We start from the raw sequence: 23,142 nt of genomic DNA, 5'->3' as shown, positions 1-23,142 counted from the left end.
AATTAGGTTTATCTAGAACCTGCAAGAAATCACTTTAAGGAGACAACTGTTGTTGCACAATTAGGCCAACATGGTAACAGGATTCTCTAAGTATGCTCTTAGTGTCAACAAGAACTGCGCTCCTGTTGCCCCATCTACCGTTCTATGATCGCAGGCCAAAGTAACCTTCATGGTATTTCCAACCACGATCTCTCCGTTACGTACCACCGGTTTTTCTACAATTGCCCCTACCGATAAAATCGCTGAATTGGGCTGATTGATTATTGAGGTAAAGTCAACGATACCGAACATACCTAAGTTCGAAACGGTAAACGTACTTCCCTCCATTTCAGCAGGAGTCAATTTCTTATTTCTAGCTCTACCGGCCATGTCTTTCACCGAAGCCCCTATTTGTGTCAAGGTCATTTGATCTGCAAACTTTAATACCGGAACCAATAATCCGTCATCAACTGCTACAGCCACGCCCACATGCACATGATGGTTATATCGTGTTGTATCGCCATTCCAAGTCGTATTTACCTGTGGATGTTTTTTCAACGCCATCGCACAAGCCTTCACTACCATATCATTGAAAGAAACCTTTGTCTCTGGCAGATCATTGATTTGTTTTCTTGAAGCGATAGCATTGCTCATATCAACCTCGATATTCAAATAATAGTGTGGAGCAGTGAATTTCGATTCTGACAATCGCTTCGCGATAACTTTACGCATTTGCGAATTCTTAACTTCTTCACTTCCCTCTTCGCCAACCGGAAGGTTTACAATTGGTGCAACGGCAGCGTTGCTCGCGGCTACGTCTTTAGTGGCGGCAATCGGACTTGCTGCTTGAGCAGCCGGTTGATAATTTTCTATATCTTTTTTTACGATTCTACCGTGATCTCCCGAACCTTTTACATCGGCTAGATTCACTCCTTTTTCTTTGGCAATTTTCTTCGCTAAAGGAGATGCAAAAATACGTTGTCCGTCATTCGCAGCTGCAGTTTCTGCAACAGCTTCGGTTTTAGTTTCTGCGGGTTTATCCTCTTTCTTTTCTTCAGAGGTAGTACTTGCGGCCTTACCGGAAGCACCGCTTTTTAAAATGGCATCAACATCGGTTCCGGCCGGTCCGATTACGGCTAAAACCTCATCAACAGGTGAAGACTCTCCTTCCTGAATTCCGATGTACAATAAGGTACCCGAATAGAAAGATTCAAACTCCATCGTTGCTTTGTCGGTCTCAATTTCCGCAAGAATATCACCCTCTTCTACCGTATCACCAACTTGCTTCAACCATGCGGCAACGGTGCCTTCTTCCATGGTATCACTTAAACGTGGCATCGTAATTACCTCGACTCCCTCGGGAATTTCAGCAGCTGCTGAACTCGTAGTTGGGGTTGCCTCTGATGCAGTCGCTGTTGGAGCAGCATCTTCTTTCGCTTCCGAAGGTGCGGCACTTCCATTTAATAATCCAGAAATATCTTCTCCTTCTTCTCCAATGATTGCCAATAGCACATCTACTGGAGCCGTATCACCCTCAGCAACACCAATATGCAACAAGGTTCCTTCATTGAAAGACTCGAATTCCATCGTGGCTTTGTCGGTCTCGATTTCTGCCAAAATATCTCCTTCTTCAACTTTATCTCCCACTTGCTTCAACCACGCAGCAACGGTGCCTTCTTCCATGGTATCACTCAAACGGGGCATATTTACTACTACTGCCATCTATCTTTTATTTATGTTCTACAAATGGAAAATCTTCTTGCTCATATACCATATCGTACAATTGCTGCACGGGCGGGTAATCTGATTCTTCGGCGAATTTCTCGCATTCGGCAACGCGTGCTTTTACGCCTTTATCAATAGCCTTGATTTCATCGTCAGTGGCGTACTTATTTTCTTTGATGATATCTAAAACCTGAGTAATAGGATCGATTTTCTTGTATTCTTCAACCTCCGCTTTTGTTCTGTAGTGCTGCGCATCTGACATGGAGTGACCTCTATAGCGATAGGTTTTCATCTCTAGAAATGTGGGGCCTCCACCACTTCTAGCACGTTCAATCGCTTTGCTCATTTCTTCAGCAACAGTAACCGGATTCATACCGTCAACCGGTCCGCAAGGCATTTCATAACCTAAACCTAGTTTCCAAATATCAGTTGAATAGGAAGTTCTTTCCACAGATGTTCCCATGGCATATCCATTGTTCTCACAAATAAAAACCACAGGTAATTGCCAGAGCATTGCTAAGTTAAGCGCTTCATGAAAGGCACCCTGTCTTACGGCACCATCACCCATATAACATAGGGTAACATTGTCTCTACCCGCATATTTATCACCGAAAGCCATTCCAGCGCCAAGCGGAATTTGCCCCCCAACGATACCATGCCCCCCGTGAAAGCGATGTTCTTTTGAAAAGATATGCATTGAGCCGCCCATTCCTTTAGAGGTTCCTGTAACTTTGCCATAGAGCTCCGCCATTACCGCTTTAGGGTCTACACCCATTCCGATAGGTTGCACGTGATTTCGGTATGCAGTAATCATTCGGTCTTTCGTCAAATCCATCGCATGTAAAGCTCCTGCTAACACTGCTTCCTGACCGTTATACAAGTGTAAGAATCCTCGAACTTTTTGTTGAATATAAACAGCGGCAAGTTTGTCTTCAAACTTTCGCCAAAACAACATGTCTTCATACCACTTTAAATAGACCTCTTTGGTGATTTTTTCCATTAACTATCGTATTTGTATAATTTCCCTGAAAACGAAAAACAAAAATACATATTAAATCATTAGTGAAAAAAAATTGAAGAAAAAGGTTCATTGAATTGTATACCTGTAACAAAGACTTACAAAATTGTAATTTTCACTACGATTTGGAAGTTATTTTAAAAAGGAATTGGTAAAGGCAAGCGGAAGTATATCGCCAATAGAATTACATTTCATCACGGTACCTATTTCGCCCATCATGAGTAACTGAATAGGTTGCTTTTGTTTTACCTCATATTCAGATATCGACTGTCGGCAATTGCCGCAGGGTGCTGCTGGGGTATTGACTTGATAGTTTAAAGAAGTAGCAGAAATAGCAATTGCTTCAATTACAACGCCCGGGTACTTGGCCCCAGCTTGAAAGACAGCAACACGCTCAGCACAGAGTCCGGATGGATAGCAGGCATTTTCTTGATTGTTACCAATGACCACTTCGCCATTTTCCAGACGCAATGCTGCGCCGACCTGAAAATTTGAATAAGGAGCATACGCATTTTTACGGGCCGCTATAGCTTTTAACATCAACTTGTGATCTGCATCATGAAGTTCGTCTAACGCGTCATAGACCTCTAGCTCAAAAGCTACATTATGTATTTTCATGGGCTGAATTTAAACAACTACTTTCTAAAAATAACAAAACCCGCTTTAAAGCGGGTTTTGTTTTCTAATTATAATTTCTTTATTAATCATTGAAATACTCTTCACCTAAACTAAAGGTTAAGGAGAAGCGCAGGGTATTCTCAAGAGGATTACGCACTTGAGAAGTTGAAAACAAATATGACAAATCAATTTGTGCAGACTTGAATGCAAAACCAGCGCCGAGTGTAAAGTATTTTCTAGAACCTTTTTCCTCGCTTTCATTAAAATAACCCGTACGTATCATAAAAGAATCTTGGTAGGTATATTCAGCACCAAGTGCCCAAGTAAACTCTTTCAATTCTTCTCCAAATCCATCGGGTGCATCTCCAAAAGATTTAAAGATACCTTCGAAAAATCCGATGGCCTGGTACTCATCATTATCAGCTCTGTCTAAAACGCCATCACCATTAAAATCTTGAGGTGTTGGCACCAAAAGTTTGTTAAACTGTGTTGTTAGTCCAATAACATTATCTTGGTCTAAAATAAAGTCAAAACCGAGTCCTAACGCCATAGTGGTAGGTAAGAAGTTTTGTTGTCCACCTTCATCATACTGAATTTTCCCACCTAAGTTTGAAAAGTTAAAACCTCCTCTCCAACGGCCGTCAAAACTGTTATAGGCTTTCTCCCTTGAACGGTAGTAACCGGAAACATCAACAGCGAATGAACTTGCGGCTTGAGAATCAACATTCTCCACTTGCGGCAACCTCAAGTTAGAATTTATAAATCTACCACCTACAGACATGGAGAAAGTGGGACTTAATTTTAAGGCGTAAGAACCTTCTATAGTAAATTCATTGGGTCTAACAACAGTTCCTGGATCGGTTGCAAATTGCCGCAACTCAATATCTCCCAAACCAAAATATCTTATGCCAATACCAAAGGCACTTTGATCGTCGATCTTGCTATGAAACGTGGCGTTCAATAGCGAAATGTCGGTAATAATACTCTCTAAATACGGAGTGTAACTTACTCCGATTCCCATTTTTCGTTCGGCAAAAGCCAGCTTTGCTGGGTTCCATTGTTGTGAGAAAGCATCGGTTGATGTTGCAACGCCCATATCAGCCATACCTGCTGATCTCGCGTCGGCAGCTATAGTTAAGAAAGGAACGGCAACCGTGATAACCCTATCACCATCTTGGGCAGATAATTTACATACAAAGGCAAGTAAAACTAGTATTGATAATTTCTTCATTTCTCTCAAGAATAGGTTTAATTGGCAAAAATCATTTAATATCCCCGACAACTAAAATATATCGGATGTATGACACGTAAACGGGTATTTTGAGGATATCTTATATAAGTACGCCATTATTTTTTAAGAATTTAGCTCATCGACGTCCAAAAACAGAAACTTCTAACGAATACCCAAATAAACAGCCTGGCAGTAATCATTAACCAAACCTTTATGGTATAATAAAAGAGAAGGTTAACCATACTATACCTAAAATTATGCCGTTATGACTTTAAATAGCATTACTTAATAGGTTGTAAAGCCTTTCGAGCGATTTAAAAAATATTTTTGGAAGCAATGAAATATTATACCTAAATCATCGTTTTATATGCCGAAAGTGATACTTAATTTAATCAAAATCCAAATCACAAACTACTTGTAAAAAGCAGTTTACTTATTTGAATCTCAAGTCCTAATTATGAAAAAACAGTTTATCAAAGTTGTACTTTCTTGTGTCGTTATAGCAGGAGGTTTTACAGTCACCAGCTGTAAAAAATCATCTTCTTCTTCAAAGAACGTCTCGAGAGCTACAGGTTGGAAAATAAATGCCAAAGAAGGCGGCTTTCAGTACAATACTGATTTTAAAGAGCAGGAAACCTCTCCAGGTTTAGTATTTGTTGAGGGAGGTACTTTTACCAAAGGTAAGGTACAAGATGACGTCATGCACGATTGGAACAACACGCCAACTTCGCAACACGTTCAGTCTTTCTACATGGATGAAACCGAGGTAACCAATGTGATGTACCTTGAATATTTGGACTATTTAAAGAGTGTTTATCCTCCTGAGAATCCAAAATATGCAAACATCTACAAAGGGGCGTTACCTGATACTTTGGTTTGGAGAAACCGTTTAGGATTCAACGAAACAATGACCAATAACTACTTGCGTCACCCGGCATATGCAGAATATCCTGTGGTCGGAGTAAACTGGATTCAAGCTACCCAATTTGCTGAGTGGAGAACTGATCGTGTGAATGAAGCTTTATTGGAAAAAGAGGGGTATTTATCTTCAGATGCAAAATACAAGGCCGCAACTGGTGAGGTTGAAGGTACTTTTAGTACTGAGGCTTATTTGAATAGACCAGAATCTGTTTATAATGGTCAAATCGATTCTTTACAAGGAAAACAGAAAAAGGATAGTGTTAACACTTTTGCTAAGCGAAGCAGTGGTGTCATTACTCCAGAATATAGATTACCTACTGAAACTGAATGGGAATATGCCGCTCAGGCCAATCAAGGTTCTCGTGAATACAACAACTATAGAGGTAGAAAAAAATATCCTTGGGAAGGCGACTACACCAGAAACGGACAGCGCGTTGGTAGAGGTGATCAGTTAGCGAACTTCAAACAAGGAAAAGGTGATTACGGCGGAATTGCAGGATGGTCTGACGATGGTGCTGATATTACTGCCGAAGTAATGTCATATAAGCCAAATGACCTTGGATTGTACGATATGGCAGGTAATGTTGCTGAATGGGTATCCGATGTATATCGCCCTATTGTAGATGATGAAGTAAGTGATTTCAACTACTACCGAGGTAACATTTATATGAAAACAGCAATTGGAGAAGACGGCAAGGTAAACATCTTAAGAGATTCAGTGGTTTATGATACGCTACCCAATGGTAAGGTAGTTGCAGTTAATCTCCCTGGTGAAATTAAAATGGTACCCGTTGATGAAGAAGAAACCTATTTAAGAACCAACTTCGACTCTAGTGATAATAGAGCGTATAGAGACGGTGACCCTAGCTCTTCGCGATTCTTCGATAGATTTAGTGATGAAGAAGATGAAGAGAATCAAAGAAAAATGTATGATTCTCCAAATCATAAAGTAGAACGTGATTCTACCGGAAAGTTGACGCGTCAATATGACCAATCCAATAACAGAACAACTTTGATCAACGATGAAGTTCGTGTATTCAAAGGAGGTTCTTGGAGAGACAGAGCGTACTGGTTAGATCCTGCACAACGTAGATATTTGCCACAATATATGGCAACCGACTACATCGGTTTCAGATGTGCAATGTCTAGAGTAGGTTCTAAGTCAAAAACAAAGAACAAAACCCCTAGAGGAAAGAGAGCAAAATAAGTAATTGCTAGAGAAAGATAGGAAGCCTTGACATTTATGTCGGGGCTTTTTTTATACTTTTGTTTTATGAAGATAACCGAGCTGCATTCCATTTTTCTGAAGTTTCCCAAGGTTTGTACCGACACACGAAAAATCACCAATGACTGCATCTTCTTCGCCCTCAAAGGCGATAATTTTAATGGAAACAAATTTGCTTCCGACGCATTGCAAAAAGGAGCCAAATATGCCGTAATCGATGAAAAAAGGTATGCGGAATCAGATGCCTATCTTCTAGTAGAAGATGTTCTAAAAAGCCTACAGGAGCTTGCAAGCTACCACCGCAATTATGTCACTGCTAAAGTTATTGCCCTTACTGGAAGTAATGGCAAAACTACCACCAAAGAACTTATCAATAAAGTGCTTTCAAAAAAGTATAAAACAATTGCTACAGTTGGTAACCTGAACAACCATATCGGCGTACCCTTAACCTTACTATCTATAAGACCAGATACCGAAATTGCGATAGTCGAAATGGGTGCCAACCATCAAAAGGAAATTGAATTTTTATGTACTATCGCCCAACCTGATTTTGGTTATATCACCAACTTTGGAAAAGCCCACTTAGAAGGTTTTGGAAGTGAGGCCGGAATTATAAAAGGGAAAAGCGAATTATATGACTATTTATTATCAAATGAACGCAGTGTTTTTCTAAATGCAGATGACCTGATTCAATTTGAAAAATTGAGTAGCTATATTAAGAAGTTTGGTTTCAGTACAGCGAAACATCAATTCTATAACATTGAATTTTTAGGAGCGGATCCATTTGTAAGAATCAAAGTTGAAGATCTTGATATCAACTCTCAATTAATAGGAAGTTACAATTTTACCAATTGTGCTGTTGCCATCTTAATAGGCAAATATTTCAATGTTTCGCTGCAAGATGTAAAAAGCGCAATCGAATCGTATGCTCCCAAGAACAATCGTTCACAACTTTTAGAAAAAAATGGTCATCGTATTATCTTAGATGCTTATAATGCCAATCCCACAAGTATGCAGGCCGCTTTAGAAAACTTTAGATCAATGCAGGGGCAAAACAAAATAGCCTTCCTTGGCGATATGTTCGAATTAGGTGATACCGCTTTCAAGGAACATCAAGACATATCAGATTTGGCAATTCAACTCGACTTTTCTGATGTATATTTAATTGGTGAGAATTTTAAAAAAGCACATACTAGTGCGAAAACGTTCAAATCATTCGAAGAAGTTGCTGAATACCTCAAAAAACATCCCTTAGCGAATAAGAGCAATGTACTTATTAAAGGCTCACGTGGAATGGCACTCGAGCGATTATTAGACATTCTTTAAAGACGAAGTAAGGCCTACTAACTTAGGTAATTGATTGTAAATTCGCGGTAACTCCCTGGCCATATCTTAGGTACAAACTAGAAAAGGTGTGATCTAAAATGACCACACCTTGTCAACAACCTAATTAACCAAAACCACGTTGCTAATTGAGTTTGATTCTGTTTTCGACCAATTCTTTAATTGGCAAAACAACGCATTTCTTCTCGTCGGTTTCGAGCGTTACAAAAATGCTATCTATCGTCAGAATTGTTCCCTCTAAATCTTTCAACTTAATTTTATCGCCTACTGAATAGTTCTTTCGGGCATAGAATGTTCTTAATAAATCGGCAACTACCGCTCTTGAACCAAGTCCAAATGCCAAGGCAAACGCCAATAGAAAGGCACCGAGAATAAGTGTGAAATTATTTGTAATAATTTGTGTGTCAATTCCTGCATGGTTGAGTGCCGTAATTGTAACAAAAATCACCAGTATGTAAAATATGGCTCCACTAACGATTTTTGAACCTCCAAGTCTCATAGATTCAAAAACCTTCACCAACATTTTTTTAATAAAATTGGAAATATAAAGTCCGACCATAAATATCACAATCGCACTAAAAAGCACTGGCAAATAACGAAGAAGATTGGCGATTTCCGATGAAATCACCGTCAATTCGACAATGTCGGCGGCAATTATTACAAAAACCAATAAAAGTGCCCATTTAACAAAACCGAGAATCATTTTTTCAAGATTGATCTTGGTCACACCTTCACCAAATAGTTTGGCCTCGTTAACCTGGTCAGAAATTTTATCAATTTTCGCCAAGCGTAGTATTTTTTTTAAAACAAATCGAATTATTTTGCTTAGCACCCAACCCAGTAGCAAAACAAAAAACGCACCCATTATAGTTGGAATGGCAGATGCGATATCAGCTAAAATTGACGATATCGAGTTTAAACCTATTTCTTTCCATTTATTCATCGTTTCCATGAGTACCAATTAGTTTGAGTTAGTATTGAATTTAGTATTTGTTTTGAGTATTCCTTCCAAAGTGGATTTATAGTTACAGGTGAATAATGAAGCCATATCCATAACAAGCTTTGCTGTTGCGATATCATTCATTACTTTCTTCTTCATATCTGCAGGTACATCATGAAGTGATTTTTCCAATTCCTTAAACGGATTTTGCTTTTCTCTTGCCATTAAGGTAATTTATTATAGATTTCCAAAATTCTGGTTTTCGCTCTTTTTAAACGCATCTTAACCGCACTCTCACTTACTTTCATTAGTATGGTCAACTCTTTGATTGAAACATTGTCTTGATATTTTAAAAGCAGTATGGTTTTATCTTCTGGCGAAATGAGCTGTAGTGCTTTCTTAAACTTAACGAAACGCATTTCAAACAAGCTATCGTCATCAACATCATTAGATACTTTTTCTGAAGTATTTGAAATCGGATCTGATTTATCACTAATCTTCCTTGCCTTATTTCTATTTACATAGTTCACACAAAAATTATACGTAAAAGAATAAACCCAGCTTGAAAATTTGGACCTCCCCTTAAAGCTGCCAAGTTTAACAAACAATAGTAAAAATACATCTTGGGTCAGGTCTTCGGCTTCAACATTAGATTTCGAAAAACTCCTGCACTTATTATATATAGCCTTGGAATACCGATCGTAAATTTCCTCAAACAACAGAATATTATTGCCCTTTACAATATTTTGTACGAGCTCTTCATCGGTCATTTGCGCTACCGTTGGATTGGTTTCCAATTTAAAGTTAGGTTACGTACCTATTAAGACACATTAATTTTCAAAAGTCACTTTTTGGAGTCAGATGGTTGCAAAAATCTAGTATAAGATAATAACTTTGCAAACCGAATAACTGCAAAATATAGATCTTTAGCAATAAGGCACACTAACATTATGGGCGGCAAGTTGTGCCTAAGAAAATTTAAAAGCCCCGAAGAACGGGGCTTTTGGCCAATTCAAAAAACAAACCCTTTAGTCCCCACCAAACTTTTTGGTTCTACGAAATCTTAACTTTAGGGCACATAGAACAAAAATGTATAATTAGGGTAATCTCAAATTGGCTAACCAAAGATCACTTCATTTCAAGTTACTTGCCAAAATCGCTGTCATTGTATTGCATTCAACAATGGGTCATCTACATTTAAAAATCTTTTCTACTTATCAATTGAACCAGTTTGATCAATCTTAATTGCCACTTTTTTGCAAAATCTGAAGAGGATAAAATTACGATCAACACTGAAAGGAAAAAAAACGTACTTATTCCGAAGAGCAATTCTGGTAAAACCTTCACAATCATTCTTTAAACATTTGTATATCTAATTAGACACACTTCCATTTAAAGCGTCACTTTTTTTAGCAGAGTTTTTATAAATATTACGTCAATTTCTCAGTAATCGTCAAGTTATTTTTACAAATGACGATAAAAATGCACAGGAGTGGACGCACTTGTTCGCTTGGGAAATATGCGTATTAGGAAAGAAATATACTCTTGGTGGGTTATACTGGATTCGAACCGGTGACCTCTGCCCTGTCAAGGCAGCGCTCTAAACCAACTGAGCTAATAACCCATTATTTCAATATTTTTGAGGGCATACTACCCCAAAGTCTCTTCAAGGGTGGCCACCTTTACTGGTAGACAGTTTCTGCAAGCTCACTACTAACTTGCGGCAGAGCCAACACGCCTTAAAAGTTCGCTAAGGTAAAACATATTTGCTATTCTGAAAACTAAACTCAATTTTTCCAATTTGATTTTTTGAACGTATTGAACAATGTAATGATGTTTCAAAATGTCAACGATAGCTGTGGAGATGTCGATGGTCGAAAAATGCATTCAGAACCTGTCGAAATGGACTATGTTTCAAATAGACCTGCTCCTTTAGAAGTTGCCGTGAGCCTTAAATTAGAACTAACATAAACACAGTCATTCACGACACAAATGTTGAAAATGACAATGGATATGGTGAATCGCTGTGGAATAGGTAACGAATTCATCAAAAAACATGTATTTTTAAAGGGAGTTATGCAATCAAAGACCTACATAATCAATATCGCATTATGGTGCCTTCTGACTTTCTTTATGTCTTGCGGACCCAGCATGCCAGAGGACGTAGCGATTGCCTACGAATCTTTACCAGAAGTAGTTGACTTTAATTTCCACGTCAAACCCATCCTTTCCGATCGTTGTTATAGTTGTCATGGTCCCGATGCCAATACGCGTCAAGCGGGCCTGCGTTTAGATATAGAAGAAGAAGCCTTTAAAAAATTAGCAAGTGGCGAACGTGCTTTTGTTACAGGCAAACCTGGTAACAGTGAGAGTGTGCAACGTATTTTGAACGACGACCCAGAAATTCAAATGCCTCCTCCAGAATCCAACCTTGTGCTTTCGTCTAGGGAAAAAGCTTTGATAATCAAATGGATTGAACAAGGCGCGGAATGGAAGGCACATTGGGCTTTCGCAAAACCAGAAAAGCCTGAATCAAAACCAGTAGCAAAGGTCAAATGGAAGGCCCATAATGAAATTGACTTCTTTGTTCAGCAGCAACTTCTTCAGAACGGATACGAACCTTCTCATGAGGCGGAGAAAGAAAGATTGATCAGAAGAGTAAGTATGGATTTAACAGGCTTACCTCCTAGCATTGCTGAAATTGATGCTTTTCTTATTGACGATTCACCCAATGCTTATGAAAAAATAGTTGACCGATTGTTGCAAACCGATGCAAATGCTGAACGTCTTGCGGTTGATTGGTTAGATATCTCGAGGTATGCTGATTCTCACGGACTACATGCCGATGGATGGCGACTTATGTGGCCCTGGCGCGATTGGGTCATCAATTCATTTAAAGAAAATATGCCCTATGATCAATTTGTTACTTGGCAATTAGCCGGTGATCTTCTACCCAATGCCACCAAAGAACAAAAATTGGCCACGGCTTTTAACCGAAATCATCCCATGACAGCCGAAGGTGGGGCAATTGAGGAAGAATTTCGCTTGAATTATGTTTGGGACAGAGCCGAAACGGTTGGTACTGCTTTAATGGGACTGACAGTTGCCTGTGCACGTTGCCATGACCATAAGTTCGACCCGATTTCCCAAAAAGATTATTTTCAGTTAACAGCCTTTTTCAATAACGTAAAAGAATTGGGTATGACCGGTGATGACGGCAATTACGGCCCTATGCTTGCTCTGCCTGATGCACAAACCGAAAAGCAGTTACAAACTCTTGAAAAATCTATTCAAGAAAAAGAACAACAGTTACAGTTGACTGCTAAAGAAATAGCAGATTTGGACACTTTCATCAAACAACTACCTAAAAACAGCATTGAAAACGGACTTGTTGATCGGTATCCTCTTAATAAAATTGCAAAAAATGGAAACACCTTTTGGGTCGATAACAATAAAAATGCGACGGCAAGTAAAGCGCCTAAAATCGTCAGAGGAAAGCAAGGAAATGCGATGCAATTTAGCGGAGAATATGATGAAGTATATCTCCGAAATATTCCCAATTTTGAATGGACCGATGCCTTTTCAGGCACCCTATGGATGAATACTACCAAACGCGAAGTGCTCAAAACACAACAGCTCATAGGAACTTCGGGAGAAAAAAACAATTTTTGGCGTGGTTGGGATTTTTATTTAGATAGTCTTAATCACTTGAACGCACGCTTGATACATTCGCTTCCGCACAACTACATACATGTAAAATCGAAAGATTCTATAAAAATCAATGAATGGAAACATGTTGGTTTCAGTTACGATGGTTCGGGCAAAGCCAATGGACTATCCCTTTTTATCGACGGAAACAAAGCCGATCTTGAAATTAGTTACGACAAACTTTACAAATCAATTAAAACCGTAAGATCAGCGGTTCATACGGTTTATAATCAACCTGTAAAAGTGGCGAAGAGTTACCGTGGTTTTACCGGTGAAAACGGTATTTTCAAAGGGGCACTTGATGAAATTCGGATATATAAGCGCGAACTTAGCGAAGCGGAAATGACGGTTTTGGCCGACCCAGAATATACTTCCAAACCCCTATCTAAAGAATTGGCCACCGCATTTTCTATCAAACAATCTCCAAAGGTAAACGCCCTTCAACAAGAACTTAAAGCACTCCGAAATCAGTGGCTTCAATTGATGATGCCGGTTATGGAGGTAATGGTCATGGAAGAGATGCCAGAAAGCAGACAAGCATTTGCCTATGATCGTGGCGACTATTCACAACCTATATATGAAGTTGAAGCACGCACTCCTGAAGTGCTACCTGCATTCCTTGAAAAGTATCCAAAAAACAGGCTGGGACTTGCAAAATGGATATTTTCTAAAGACAATCCGCTTACCGCACGAGTTACGGTAAACCGTTATTGGCAGCTCCTTTTTGGTGAAGGTTTGGTAAATACACCACAAGACTTTGGCGTTCAGGGCTCGTTGCCTACCCACCCTCAGTTAATCGACTGGTTAGCCGTTTCGTTTATGGAGAGTGGCTGGGATGTCAAAGCTTTGCTTAAAACAATGGTCATGTCACATACCTATCGACAATCATCAGAGGCTTCTTTGGAAACAAGGGAAAAAGATCCGAAAAATAGGTATTTGGCAAGAAGTAACAGTTACAGATTGCCGGCTGAAATGATTCGCGATAATGCGCTAGCCGCTAGCGGCTTACTTGTAAAAAAAGTCGGCGGCAAAAGCGTTAAACCGTACCAACCAGGAAAGTTATGGATTGAAAAAAATAGTTTCTCACATATCTTGCTAAACTATAAAGAATCTCAAGGCGATAGCCTATACCGAAGAGGGCTATACACTTTTATTCGACGCACTTCACCCCATCCTGCAATGACCGCTTTTGACGCCCCTAGCAGAGAGGTTTGTACCATTAAACGCGAGAACACGAATACACCATTGCAAGCCTTGGTACTAATGAATGACACTCAATTTGTTGAAGCCTCCAAATTACTTGCGGAACGAATGCAAAAAGAAGGTGGTGGATCGTTGGACGAGCAGCTTTCCTACGGCTTCCGACTTGCGGTGAGCCGTTCACCAAAAGAAGAGGAAAAAGAAATTTTGAAAGAACTGTTTCAACAACAGGCCGAAAGATTTCGTCAAAAACCGAAGGAAGCTTCGGAACTACTATCAGTAGGCCAAAAGAAAATTGACGACGCCTTGGACAAAGCCACAACAGCAGCGTTGACCATGGTCGCGAATACTATGCTAAATCACGATGAAGCGTATATGAAAAGATAACAGCATCAATTTCAAATACATGCTGTAACAAAAATAGCATTTGAACTTGAACTTGATTTTTGAACTTGAACTTAAAAAATGTGTACCCACGACGAAAATAAAAATTATACAAGGCGCGATTTCTTGACCAAAACTTCTTTGGGTATGGGAGCGCTTTCGTTGGCTTCAATGCTCGATCCGATGGGTTTGTTCGCAAAAGAAAAACCGTTGTTGTTCAAACCAGATGGCGGAGGCGTTATGGGCAAACCTCATTTTCCGGCCAAGGTCAAACGGGTGATTTATTTGTTTCAAAGTGGTGCCCCGTCTCAATTAGATCTATTTGACCATAAGCCCCTCTTAAATAAAATGAACGGCCAAGATTTGCCTGAAAGTGTACAACAAGGGCAACGGCTAACAGGTATGTCTTCGGGCCAAGCATCATTGCCCATAGCAGGATCGCCATTTGCTTTCAAACAACATGGTGATAGTGGTGCCTTGGTGAGCGACTTAATGCCCTACACCGCTAAAATTGTTGACGAATTGTGTTTTATAAAATCAATGTACACCGAGGCCATAAATCATGATCCCGCGGTGACATTCTTTCAAACCGGGTCGCAGCTTCCGGGAAGACCTTCCATCGGTTCATGGGTAAGTTATGGTTTAGGCACAGATAATAAGAATCTTCCTGAATTCGTTGTTTTGGTTACCAAAGATAAGTATGGTCAGCCTTTATATTCCCGTTCTTGGGGAAATGGTTTTTTACCTTCTCAACACCAAGGTGTACAGTTTCGATCTGGTAAAGACCCCGTATTGTATTTAACAAACCCGCCCGGGATAGATGCAACAAGCAGAAGAGAGCAACTCGATCAGCTTCAAAAACTAGAAAAACTGAACCATCATGATGTTGGCGATCCAGAAATTTTAGCGCGAATGGCGCAGTACGAAATGGCCTTTCGCATGCAAACATCAGTACCTGAAATTATGGATACTTCCGATGAGTCTGATGCAACTTATGAAATGTATGGCGAAGACAGTAGAAAACCAGGCACCTTTGCTGCCAACTGCTTGCTTGCCAGAAGACTTGCCGAACGTGATGTAAAATTCATTCAATTGTACCACCAAGGCTGGGATCAACATGGCAATTTACCCAATGCTATAAAAGTACAATGCAAAGAAACCGATCAAGCCACTGCCGCATTGATTACCGATTTGAAACAAAGAGGCTTGCTAGAAGATACCTTGGTTATTTGGGGAGGTGAATTTGGAAGGACCAACTATTCGCAAGGACAACTTACTGACACAAATTTCGGTCGCGATCATCACCCAAAATGCTTTACTATTTTTATGGCTGGAGCGGGTGTTAAGAAAGGGTTTTCATTAGGAGCAACTGACGATTTCGGATATAATGTAGTACAAAGACCCGTTCATGTTCATGATTTTCAGGCTACTTTAATGCATTTGCTGGGTATAGATCATGAACGCCTCACATTTAAATCACAGGGTCGCAGATACCGACTTACTGATGTGCATGGCGAAGTTGTAAAAGAAATATTGGCTTAAAACCAAAAAGATATGAAAACTAAAAACAGAAGGGATTTTATTAAGAAAACAGTCGTAGCCGCAACGGCGGGAATAGTTTTACCCAAGTATACCTTCGGAATTGTACATGCAAAAAGTGTAAAAGAAGTTGTAGGTCACGGAGAATTTAAATATACCGTGGATAAGGAATGGGGGGTGCAAGACCCCACTAAGATTCCAGTGAACGACTGCCATGAAATGGTGCTTGATACTCAAGGTCGCATATTTATGACAACAACCGGAGCGGATAATAATAACATCATTATCTATGACAAATCAGGAAAGGTGCTTTCTTCTTGGGGGACTGAATTTCCGGGCGCTCATGGCTTATCAATTGCCGGGGAAGGAGACGATCAGTTTTTGTTTATCACTGATCCCGACACCCATCAAGTGCATAAAACAACATTAGACGGGAAGATTATTATGACGCTAAATCGACCCAAAGAAATAGCCGGTTATACCAGCGACGACGAATTCAAGCCAACCGAAACGGCCATTATGCCTAATGGTGATTTCTTTGTAGCAGATGGTTATGGTAAGAACTTCATTATTCACTATAATTCGAAAGGGGAGTATCAAGGTCATTTTGGAGGAAGTGGTAAAGAAAATGATCAGTTTAGCTGTTGTCATGGTATCACCTTAGATACTCGTGATGCTTCCAATCCTACTTTATTAATTACATCACGTGCCACCCAAGAATTTAAGCGATTTTCTTTACATGGAAAACATTTGGAAACCATTTCCCTTCCGGGATGTTCTATTTGCAGACCGGTAATTCACGGAGAAAACATATATTTTGCCGTTATCGTAACCAAAACTTGGGATTCTTGGGACGGTATGCTGGCCGTTTTAGATAAAGACAACAAGGTAATTTCCTTACCTGGCGGAAGTGCTCCGCAATATGCAGATCAAAAATTAATCCCACCTATTTTCGACGGAAAGACCTTTAGAAATCCACACGATGTTCTCGTCGACAATGATGAAAATCTGTATGTGCCGCAATGGGCATCTGGAAAAACTTATCCAATTAAATTAAATCGCATTTAAGCCAAATCCTAAAAATGAATCTATTTCTGGCATTTGATTTTACCAATTTTATAGGCCGTTTTCATCCTCTTTTTGTACATCTCCCCATAGGGTTCTTGATTTTAGGGGTTTTAATGGAGTGGTACCAACGAATCAGTAAAACTGAAAAATTAAGCAACCTAATCAGCTACGCTTGGCTTTTAGGGGGCATAGGGGGTGCTTTCGCTGCTTTTTGCGGGTGGTGGTTGGGTGAAACAGGCTTGTATTTCGAAGACGACCTTTTTCTACATCGATGGATTGGTATTGCCATCGTACTGCTTTCCTTTGGAGGATGGTGGCTGAAGAAAAATGCGGAGAACTATTCTAATATGGTGCATCAAGGCGTAAATATTTTTCTAATTGCGCTGATTTCTTTTGAAGGTCATTTGGGTGGAAACCTGACCCATGGGGAAGCGTATTTATTTGAATACGCTCCTGAAGGAATTCGCAATATGATGTTAGACGAAAAATCAGAAATAGCAGATCTCTCTAAGACAGATTCAATACGAGTTTACGATGATTTGGTACTGCCTATTTTTCAACAAAAGTGTTTTGCCTGCCATAACAATGAAGTGCAACGCGGAGGACTTAATATGGCGTCTATTGATTCAATGTTAGCCGGTGGTGATGGTGGACCTGCATTTTTAGGAGGAAATTTAGAAGAAAGTGAGTTGTTTCGTCGTATGACCCTACCACAGAAAAATATAAAATTTATGCCCCCAGTGGGTGATCCGCTGACCTATGATGAAATCAAAATTGTAGAATGGTGGATAGCACAAGGTGCACCTGCAGATGCTATGATTACTGATGTTGAAGTCGTGGAAAGTGTAAAACCAACATTGATGCGTCGCTATAATTTGGACACCAATCCCCGCCCGTATTACGAGATGGTAAACATTGCGCCCTTAGATAGCCTGCAAATTGTCGCTTTGGAAGAAAGTGGCTTTACCGTAAACGTCTTGGGTGGTCAAAACCCCCTTTTAGACCTTAAATTTTCTGGAAAAGAAGTGACAGAACAACAGCTTAAAAGTCTCGAGCCAGCTGCAAAGCACATCACCTGGCTTTCACTGGCTAGAACGAATATTTCCGATGAAGGACTTGCGATTATCGCACAATTTGAAAACCTAACTAGACTGCAATTAGAAAAGACCCGGATAACGGATACCGGCGTTGCAGCTATTTCAAATTTAAAACACTTAGAAGCACTCAACTTATACGGAACAGATGTGACTAATGCCTGTCTAACTGATTTGAAAAAAATGGAGGGTCTTAAAAGGGTATACCTTTGGGAAACTAAGGTTACTGCCGCCGATGCCAAATCATTGGAAGAAAGTAAAGAGGAGCTTCAAGTAATTATAGGTGAAGGTTAGTAGTATTGTATGACCAAAAACAAAAAAATAATCAAGTTTGACAGCCGATATCCTTCGATAGAAGATTTAAGGGAAAAGGCGAAAAGCAAAATTCCCAAATTTGCATTTGAATATTTAGACGGTGGTTGCAATGAAGACGTGAATCTGCATAAGAATACCGCTGAAATTCGGGAGGTAGAACTCCTTCCCTACTACCTCAACCAATATAAGGAGTCAAAGCTTGATACGAAGCTTTTTGGTCATACCTATGATGCCCCTTTTGGCATTGCTCCCGTAGGATTACAAGGGATGATGTGGCCTAATTCTCCTGAGATTTTAGCAAAGGCCGCTTTTGAACATAATATTCCCTTTACACTAAGCACCGTCAGCACGAGCAACATCGAACGAATTTCCGAAATCACCGAAGGAAGGGCTTGGTTTCAATTGTACCATCCGAAAGAAGCCGACCTACGTGATAACATCATAAAAAGGGCAGCGGCCGCCGAATGTCCGGTATTAGTCATTTTATCAGATGTGCCTACTTTTGGTTTTCGACCGAGAGATATCAGAAACGGACTGGCGCTACCCCCCAATATGTCTTTAAGAAATATACTTCAGATACTAGGCAAACCCGCCTGGGCATTTGAAACCCTAAAACATGGCCAACCGAATTTTGAAACCCTAAAACCCTATATGCCCAAAAATTTAGATCTGAGGCAATTGGGCAATTTTATGGACCAAACTTTTTCGGGAAGGTTGAATGAAGAACGTATTAAACCCATCCGCGATTTATGGAAAGGTAAGTTGGTTTTAAAAGGAGTTGCCACAGAGCAAGATGTTGAAAAGGCAATCAGTTGGGGGCTAGATGGAGTGATTGTATCAAACCACGGAGGCAGACAGCTAGATGCTGGAGAATCAACTATAAAGCCGCTGACTAGAATTGCCAAAGCTTATGGCAATCAAATAACCGTAATGATGGATAGCGGTATGCGTTCAGGGCCCGATATCGGCAGAACCCTTGCCAGCGGTGCAAAATTCGCCTTCATGGGTCGTTCTTTTATGTATGGCGTATCTGCCCTGGGAAGTAAAGGCGGCAACCACACCATCTCACTTTTGAAAGCACAGTTAAAACAAGTGATGGAACAAATATGCTGTGAAGATGTTCGTGATTTTCCAAAACATTTGGTTCAGAAATAATACGTATTTGAATGTAACCACTTGACGTGCTATAAACTTATTCACTTCCTTTAAAACTCACAATCAATTTGCCATTTCTGTGGTCGACCTCATTGATGCTATTTATCATTTCTATTTTCAAAGTACAACCCTAGTTTTGATTCGGCAATACGATGAACATTTATGCTCAATAAAACGAAGTTCTAGAGAGTTTAGAATTACTTCAACAACAAGTTGATCTTAGCGAGAAGCACCAATTCTGATTTGTTTCTTCCAGAAAAAGCATTGGCAATTGCATTGGCTGTTCGCCCTGTTAACAGCTTAATTTCTTTTGTAAAGGCATGTGGGTGTGCGTCATAGAATTCCTTGAACTCGTCAAAACACAATTCGCTACTTTGATTATATTCCATAAGTCCGTCGAAAACAATTTCGATCAAGTTCGCCGCATCTGTACCATATCGATCGGTAAAATCGTCTACATACAGCCATTCCTCCTTTACGATTTCCTTCACTCTATCCCATTCTTTGGCATGCACACTTCCATCAACTATGGCGATGGCATAGAAAAGTTTACCTAGGCTTTCATAGAGCTCGTTCATTGTTCTTTGCGTATTGCGCATTTTCGAATATTTTTATTTTAATAATCAAATGTATGCATCAACAGGTATAATAGGTATGATAAAAGTCAGTTCATAATCTTTATATTTGATACATGCAGGTTTTCCAAAAAAATAGTAATATTTTCAATCTCCTTTCTGAAGGAGTTTCTGAGGGAATCATTGTCGTAAATGCCGAACAGCTTATTGTTGCAACAAATTCTGCCGCAAGGGAAATGTTTGGTTATGATACAGACGAGCTCGAGGGAAAACCGCTTGACACCCTAATTCCATCAAAATACCATCATGCACATAAAAGTCATGCAAATCGCTTTATAAAAAAGAGTGAAAAACGTCAGATGGCACTTGGTCGTGATCTGAGTGGTGTTCGGAAGAATGGGGAGGAATTTCCTGTAGAGGCTGGTCTGAACCCTTTCGAACTATATGGAAACAGTTATGTAATGGCTTTGGTCATCGATATTACTGATCGAAAAGCAATCCAAGAAGAACTTACCATGAAGAGCGAGGCGCTTGAACATGCCGTTAATGGCATTACGATAACCGATGCGCTACAGCAAGATAACCCAGTTGTTTATTCAAATGCTTCTTTTGCAGAATTAACAGGATTTTCCAATGCAGAAATCATTGGAAAAAACCTTCGATTTCTGCAAAGGGATGATCGTGAACAAGCAGGTATTGTGGAAATGCGGAATGCTATTCAAGAAGGAAGAAGTTGTGAGGTGGAGCTACGGAATTATCGTAAAGATGGTTCGATGTTCTGGAATGAGATTTCTATTACACCAATCAAAAACGAGGCAGGAGAAATTAGTCACTTTATCGGTATACAAGACGATATTACTAATCGAAAAAATAGCGAAAGAGAGCGAAATCACTGGTCAAAGATCTTTGACGAATCGTTTAACGAGATCTTTGTTTTTGACACGCTATCTTTACAGTTCATCAATGTGAATCAAGGGGCATTAACGAATATTGGCTATTCGTTAGAAGAATTACTGCAATTGACACCTGTTGATATCAAACCCAATTATACGGAAGTTGAGTTTCGTAAAACTATTGCTCCCCTACTCGAAAAAACCGATAGAAAGATTCAATTTGAAACCGTGCACCAGCGAAAAGATGGAAGCATGTACCCTGTCGAAGTGCATTTGCAAATGTCTACTTTAGGAGAAAAGGAGGTGTTTTTGGCAATAATTCTTGACATCACCGAGCGTTATAATTATACTGAAAAACTTGAAAAACAGGTTAAGGCACGTACCAAACAATTGACCGAGGCTCTTGCCAAGGAAAAAGAATTGAACGAATTAAAAACACGATTTTTATCTTTGGTTTCTCATGAATTCAAAACTCCTTTAAGTAGTATTTTAACTTCTATTACGCTTTTAGGCAAATACACCCAGACAGAACAACAGGAGAAGCGAGATAAGCATGTAACCACCATTAAGAATAAAGTGAAATATCTGGATACTATTTTAAACGATTTTCTTTCTGTAGAACGTTTGGAATCTGGCAAGGTCAATTATAAGATTGAAAGATTTCCTTTGAGCAAAATCGTGAACGAAGTAGTGTATAACTCCAATATGCTCCTCAAAGCAGGACAAAAAATCCAATATCCTGAGAATATTAATGACCTTATCGTCAAATTCGATGAAAAGACCTTAGAACTTGTATTGTCTAACCTCATTCACAATGCCATTAAATATTCACCAGAAGATTCAGTCATTAATTTGCTCGTGGAAAAGGGAGATATCACCTTGGTTTTGAAAGTAATTGATGAGGGAATAGGAATCCCTGAAAAAGAACAAAAGCATATTTTCAATCGCTACTTTAGAGCTGAGAACGCTCTTTTGACTCAGGGAACGGGTATTGGTCTCAATATTGCAAAACAGCACTTAGAAAATTTGGGAGCAAGTCTTGAATTCTCAAGTACTGAAAACAAAGGTTCGACCTTTGCTGTTCATATCCCCCTAGAACTTAATATCGCCTAGAAAATGAAAAGAATACTATTGATTGAAGACGACAGGGCCTTGCGCGAAAACACAGAAGAACTTTTGGAGCTATCTGGTTATTCAGTGATCACCGCGCCAAACGGAAAACTGGGCATACAAGTAGCCAAGGAAAATCTTCCTGATATCATAGTTTGTGATATTATGATGCCCGAAATTGATGGCTACGGCGTATTGGAAAACTTATCGGCAGATGAAAACACCAAACCTATTCCCTTCATATTTCTTTCCGCCAAAACGGAGCACAAAGAGATTCGAAAAGGAATGGACCTTGGCGCCGACGATTATCTGACCAAACCTTTTGAAGAGGAAGATCTTATCAGCGCCATTGAGAGTAGACTAGCCAAGGCTGCACTCCTGAGTCGCGCAGTGGGTGAAACGACTAGCATCTCCCAGGTATCCGAAGAAGAAATGCGCACGCTGCATGAACTCAAGAACTTTTTTGATGACAATGGTGAAATTGTCACTTTCAAACAGGGAGAAAACGTATATAATAAAGGTTCGCATTCGCACAAAATCTACTTGGTTTCAAAAGGGGTGATCAAATGTCATGCTATGGACGAAGATGGTAAAGAATTGATTACTTCGTTATCGCGCGCGGATGATTTTTTGGGGTTTACTTCATTTATGAACAATATACCTCACCAAGAAACTGCAACGGCTATGGAAAACGTAGAACTTGCTGGAATATCTAAAGAGGCACTAAAAACTATTCTAGAAAAGAACCACACTATTTCTTTGGAATTGATGGAACTTCTAACAAATGATATCACAGAAATTAAAGCGCAGCTCTTGCAAATGGCTTACAGTTCAGTGCGTAAAAAAACTGCCCAGACCTTGTTGCAGTTCGCCGAAATCATGAATCAAAAAACAGAAGATGCCATTAAAATATCACGTAGCGATTTGGCTAGTGTCGCAGGTATTGCAACCGAAAGTCTCATACGAACCCTTTCGGGTTTTAAAAAAGAAGGACTTATAGCTATCGAAGGTCGAAATATTCGAATATTGGAATTAAAAGCACTACAGTATGTTAGCTAAAATTTAAAAATCCTTGACCTAAACTGATAAATATCATATTT

The 23,142-nt window shown here is 39.7% G+C and carries 18 protein-coding genes and 1 tRNA gene; 10 read left to right on the top strand and 9 right to left on the bottom strand.

The genetic code is table 11. The features are described from left to right. Positions 1-60: 60 nt before the first annotated feature. The 4 genes from ABJN95_RS00185 to porV form a co-directional block, all read right to left on the bottom strand. The gene (locus tag ABJN95_RS00185) at positions 61-1,701 is read right to left on the bottom strand and encodes a pyruvate dehydrogenase complex dihydrolipoamide acetyltransferase (protein WP_348367959.1); all 1,641 of its coding nucleotides are present in this window, start codon (positions 1,699-1,701) and stop codon (positions 61-63) included. A gap of 7 nt (positions 1,702-1,708) precedes the next feature. Then, positions 1,709-2,704: a pyruvate dehydrogenase (acetyl-transferring) E1 component subunit alpha gene (gene pdhA, locus ABJN95_RS00180; RefSeq protein WP_348367958.1), complete on the bottom strand. Its 996-nt coding sequence runs from the start codon at positions 2,702-2,704 to the stop codon at positions 1,709-1,711. A gap of 150 nt (positions 2,705-2,854) precedes the next feature. After that, entirely contained in the window at positions 2,855-3,340 is a 486-nt protein-coding gene (gene cdd, locus ABJN95_RS00175; RefSeq protein WP_348367957.1) for a cytidine deaminase, read from the bottom strand. Between the two features lie 82 nt (positions 3,341-3,422). Continuing rightward, positions 3,423-4,571 (bottom strand): type IX secretion system outer membrane channel protein PorV, encoded by a 1,149-nt coding sequence (gene porV, locus ABJN95_RS00170; protein WP_348367956.1) that lies wholly within the window; start codon positions 4,569-4,571, stop codon positions 3,423-3,425. Between the two features lie 457 nt (positions 4,572-5,028). On the opposite strand from porV, the gene gldJ reads away from it, so the two are divergent. Both gldJ and murF read left to right on the top strand, forming a co-directional pair. Then, positions 5,029-6,699, top strand: a complete 1,671-nt coding sequence (gene gldJ / locus ABJN95_RS00165) for a gliding motility lipoprotein GldJ (RefSeq protein ID WP_348367955.1) — start codon at positions 5,029-5,031, stop codon at positions 6,697-6,699. Between the two features lie 66 nt (positions 6,700-6,765). Next, positions 6,766-8,043, top strand: coding sequence for a UDP-N-acetylmuramoyl-tripeptide--D-alanyl-D-alanine ligase (gene murF, locus ABJN95_RS00160; RefSeq protein ID WP_348367954.1), 1,278 nt, complete (start codon positions 6,766-6,768; stop codon positions 8,041-8,043). A gap of 142 nt (positions 8,044-8,185) precedes the next feature. On the opposite strand, the gene ABJN95_RS00155 is transcribed toward murF, so the two are convergent. From ABJN95_RS00155 to ABJN95_RS00140, 4 genes are all read right to left on the bottom strand, one after another. Continuing rightward, positions 8,186-9,013 carry a mechanosensitive ion channel domain-containing protein gene (locus tag ABJN95_RS00155; protein WP_348367953.1) on the bottom strand — a complete coding sequence of 276 codons (828 nt, stop codon included), beginning with the start codon at positions 9,011-9,013 and terminating at the stop codon, positions 8,186-8,188. Between the two features lie 9 nt (positions 9,014-9,022). Then, positions 9,023-9,226, bottom strand: a complete 204-nt coding sequence (locus ABJN95_RS00150; RefSeq protein ID WP_348367952.1) for a hypothetical protein — start codon at positions 9,224-9,226, stop codon at positions 9,023-9,025. Next, on the bottom strand, positions 9,226-9,798 hold the full coding sequence (locus ABJN95_RS00145; RefSeq protein ID WP_348367951.1) for an RNA polymerase sigma factor: 573 nt from the start codon (positions 9,796-9,798) through the stop codon (positions 9,226-9,228). The genes ABJN95_RS00150 and ABJN95_RS00145 overlap by 1 nt, the downstream gene beginning before the upstream one ends. Before the next feature lie 749 nt (positions 9,799-10,547). Then, positions 10,548-10,625, bottom strand: a tRNA-Val gene (locus tag ABJN95_RS00140). 185 nt (positions 10,626-10,810) lie between these two features. Here ABJN95_RS00140 and ABJN95_RS00135 point away from each other — a divergent pair. From ABJN95_RS00135 to ABJN95_RS00110, 6 genes are all read left to right on the top strand, one after another. Next, the gene (locus tag ABJN95_RS00135) at positions 10,811-10,972 is read left to right on the top strand and encodes a hypothetical protein (RefSeq protein ID WP_348367950.1); all 162 of its coding nucleotides are present in this window, start codon (positions 10,811-10,813) and stop codon (positions 10,970-10,972) included. A 21-nt stretch (positions 10,973-10,993) separates the two neighbouring features. Then, complete coding sequence (locus ABJN95_RS00130; RefSeq protein ID WP_348367949.1) at positions 10,994-14,296, top strand: DUF1553 domain-containing protein; 3,303 nt, start codon at positions 10,994-10,996, stop codon at positions 14,294-14,296. A 78-nt stretch (positions 14,297-14,374) separates the two neighbouring features. Next, positions 14,375-15,835, top strand: a complete 1,461-nt coding sequence (locus ABJN95_RS00125) for a DUF1501 domain-containing protein (protein WP_348367948.1) — start codon at positions 14,375-14,377, stop codon at positions 15,833-15,835. Between the two features lie 12 nt (positions 15,836-15,847). Further along, on the top strand, positions 15,848-16,900 hold the full coding sequence (locus ABJN95_RS00120; protein WP_348367947.1) for a 6-bladed beta-propeller: 1,053 nt from the start codon (positions 15,848-15,850) through the stop codon (positions 16,898-16,900). 14 nt (positions 16,901-16,914) lie between these two features. Then, on the top strand, positions 16,915-18,288 hold the full coding sequence (locus tag ABJN95_RS00115; protein WP_348367946.1) for a c-type cytochrome domain-containing protein: 1,374 nt from the start codon (positions 16,915-16,917) through the stop codon (positions 18,286-18,288). A 9-nt stretch (positions 18,289-18,297) separates the two neighbouring features. After that, the gene (locus tag ABJN95_RS00110) at positions 18,298-19,464 is read left to right on the top strand and encodes an alpha-hydroxy acid oxidase (RefSeq protein ID WP_348367945.1); all 1,167 of its coding nucleotides are present in this window, start codon (positions 18,298-18,300) and stop codon (positions 19,462-19,464) included. 197 nt (positions 19,465-19,661) lie between these two features. On the opposite strand, the gene ABJN95_RS00105 is transcribed toward ABJN95_RS00110, so the two are convergent. Then, a complete protein-coding gene (locus tag ABJN95_RS00105) occupies positions 19,662-20,063 on the bottom strand; it encodes a hypothetical protein (protein WP_348367944.1) in 402 nt (133 codons plus the stop codon). A 92-nt stretch (positions 20,064-20,155) separates the two neighbouring features. Between ABJN95_RS00105 and ABJN95_RS00100 the strand changes: the two genes are divergently transcribed. Next, a complete protein-coding gene (locus ABJN95_RS00100; RefSeq protein ID WP_348367943.1) occupies positions 20,156-22,045 on the top strand; it encodes a PAS domain S-box protein in 1,890 nt (629 codons plus the stop codon). A gap of 3 nt (positions 22,046-22,048) precedes the next feature. Further along, positions 22,049-23,101, top strand: a complete 1,053-nt coding sequence (locus ABJN95_RS00095) for a response regulator (RefSeq protein ID WP_348367942.1) — start codon at positions 22,049-22,051, stop codon at positions 23,099-23,101. The last annotated feature ends 41 nt before the right edge of the window (positions 23,102-23,142 follow it).

Source organism: Maribacter sp. (assembly GCF_039974175.1).
Lineage (GTDB): Bacteria > Bacteroidota > Bacteroidia > Flavobacteriales > Flavobacteriaceae > Maribacter_C.
This window is presented reverse-complemented; position numbering and strand designations above follow the sequence as displayed.

What these genes read in the sequence shown, in the direction of transcription:
- gldJ (WP_348367955.1), top strand. Translation starts at nt 5,029, where the DNA reads ATGAAAAAACAGTTTATCAAAGTTGTACTTTCTTGTGTCGTTATAGCA.
- ABJN95_RS00110 (WP_348367945.1), top strand. Translation starts at nt 18,298, where the DNA reads ATGACCAAAAACAAAAAAATAATCAAGTTTGACAGCCGATATCCTTCG.
- murF (WP_348367954.1), top strand. Translation starts at nt 6,766, where the DNA reads ATGAAGATAACCGAGCTGCATTCCATTTTTCTGAAGTTTCCCAAGGTT.
- ABJN95_RS00185 (WP_348367959.1), bottom strand. Translation starts at nt 1,701, where the DNA reads ATGGCAGTAGTAGTAAATATGCCCCGTTTGAGTGATACCATGGAAGAA.
- ABJN95_RS00115 (WP_348367946.1), top strand. Translation starts at nt 16,915, where the DNA reads ATGAATCTATTTCTGGCATTTGATTTTACCAATTTTATAGGCCGTTTT.
- ABJN95_RS00150 (WP_348367952.1), bottom strand. Translation starts at nt 9,226, where the DNA reads ATGGCAAGAGAAAAGCAAAATCCGTTTAAGGAATTGGAAAAATCACTT.
- ABJN95_RS00105 (WP_348367944.1), bottom strand. Translation starts at nt 20,063, where the DNA reads ATGCGCAATACGCAAAGAACAATGAACGAGCTCTATGAAAGCCTAGGT.
- pdhA (WP_348367958.1), bottom strand. Translation starts at nt 2,704, where the DNA reads ATGGAAAAAATCACCAAAGAGGTCTATTTAAAGTGGTATGAAGACATG.
- ABJN95_RS00125 (WP_348367948.1), top strand. Translation starts at nt 14,375, where the DNA reads ATGTGTACCCACGACGAAAATAAAAATTATACAAGGCGCGATTTCTTG.
- porV (WP_348367956.1), bottom strand. Translation starts at nt 4,571, where the DNA reads ATGAAGAAATTATCAATACTAGTTTTACTTGCCTTTGTATGTAAATTA.
- ABJN95_RS00120 (WP_348367947.1), top strand. Translation starts at nt 15,848, where the DNA reads ATGAAAACTAAAAACAGAAGGGATTTTATTAAGAAAACAGTCGTAGCC.
- cdd (WP_348367957.1), bottom strand. Translation starts at nt 3,340, where the DNA reads ATGAAAATACATAATGTAGCTTTTGAGCTAGAGGTCTATGACGCGTTA.
- ABJN95_RS00100 (WP_348367943.1), top strand. Translation starts at nt 20,156, where the DNA reads ATGCAGGTTTTCCAAAAAAATAGTAATATTTTCAATCTCCTTTCTGAA.
- ABJN95_RS00155 (WP_348367953.1), bottom strand. Translation starts at nt 9,013, where the DNA reads ATGGAAACGATGAATAAATGGAAAGAAATAGGTTTAAACTCGATATCG.
- ABJN95_RS00130 (WP_348367949.1), top strand. Translation starts at nt 10,994, where the DNA reads ATGTTGAAAATGACAATGGATATGGTGAATCGCTGTGGAATAGGTAAC.
- ABJN95_RS00095 (WP_348367942.1), top strand. Translation starts at nt 22,049, where the DNA reads ATGAAAAGAATACTATTGATTGAAGACGACAGGGCCTTGCGCGAAAAC.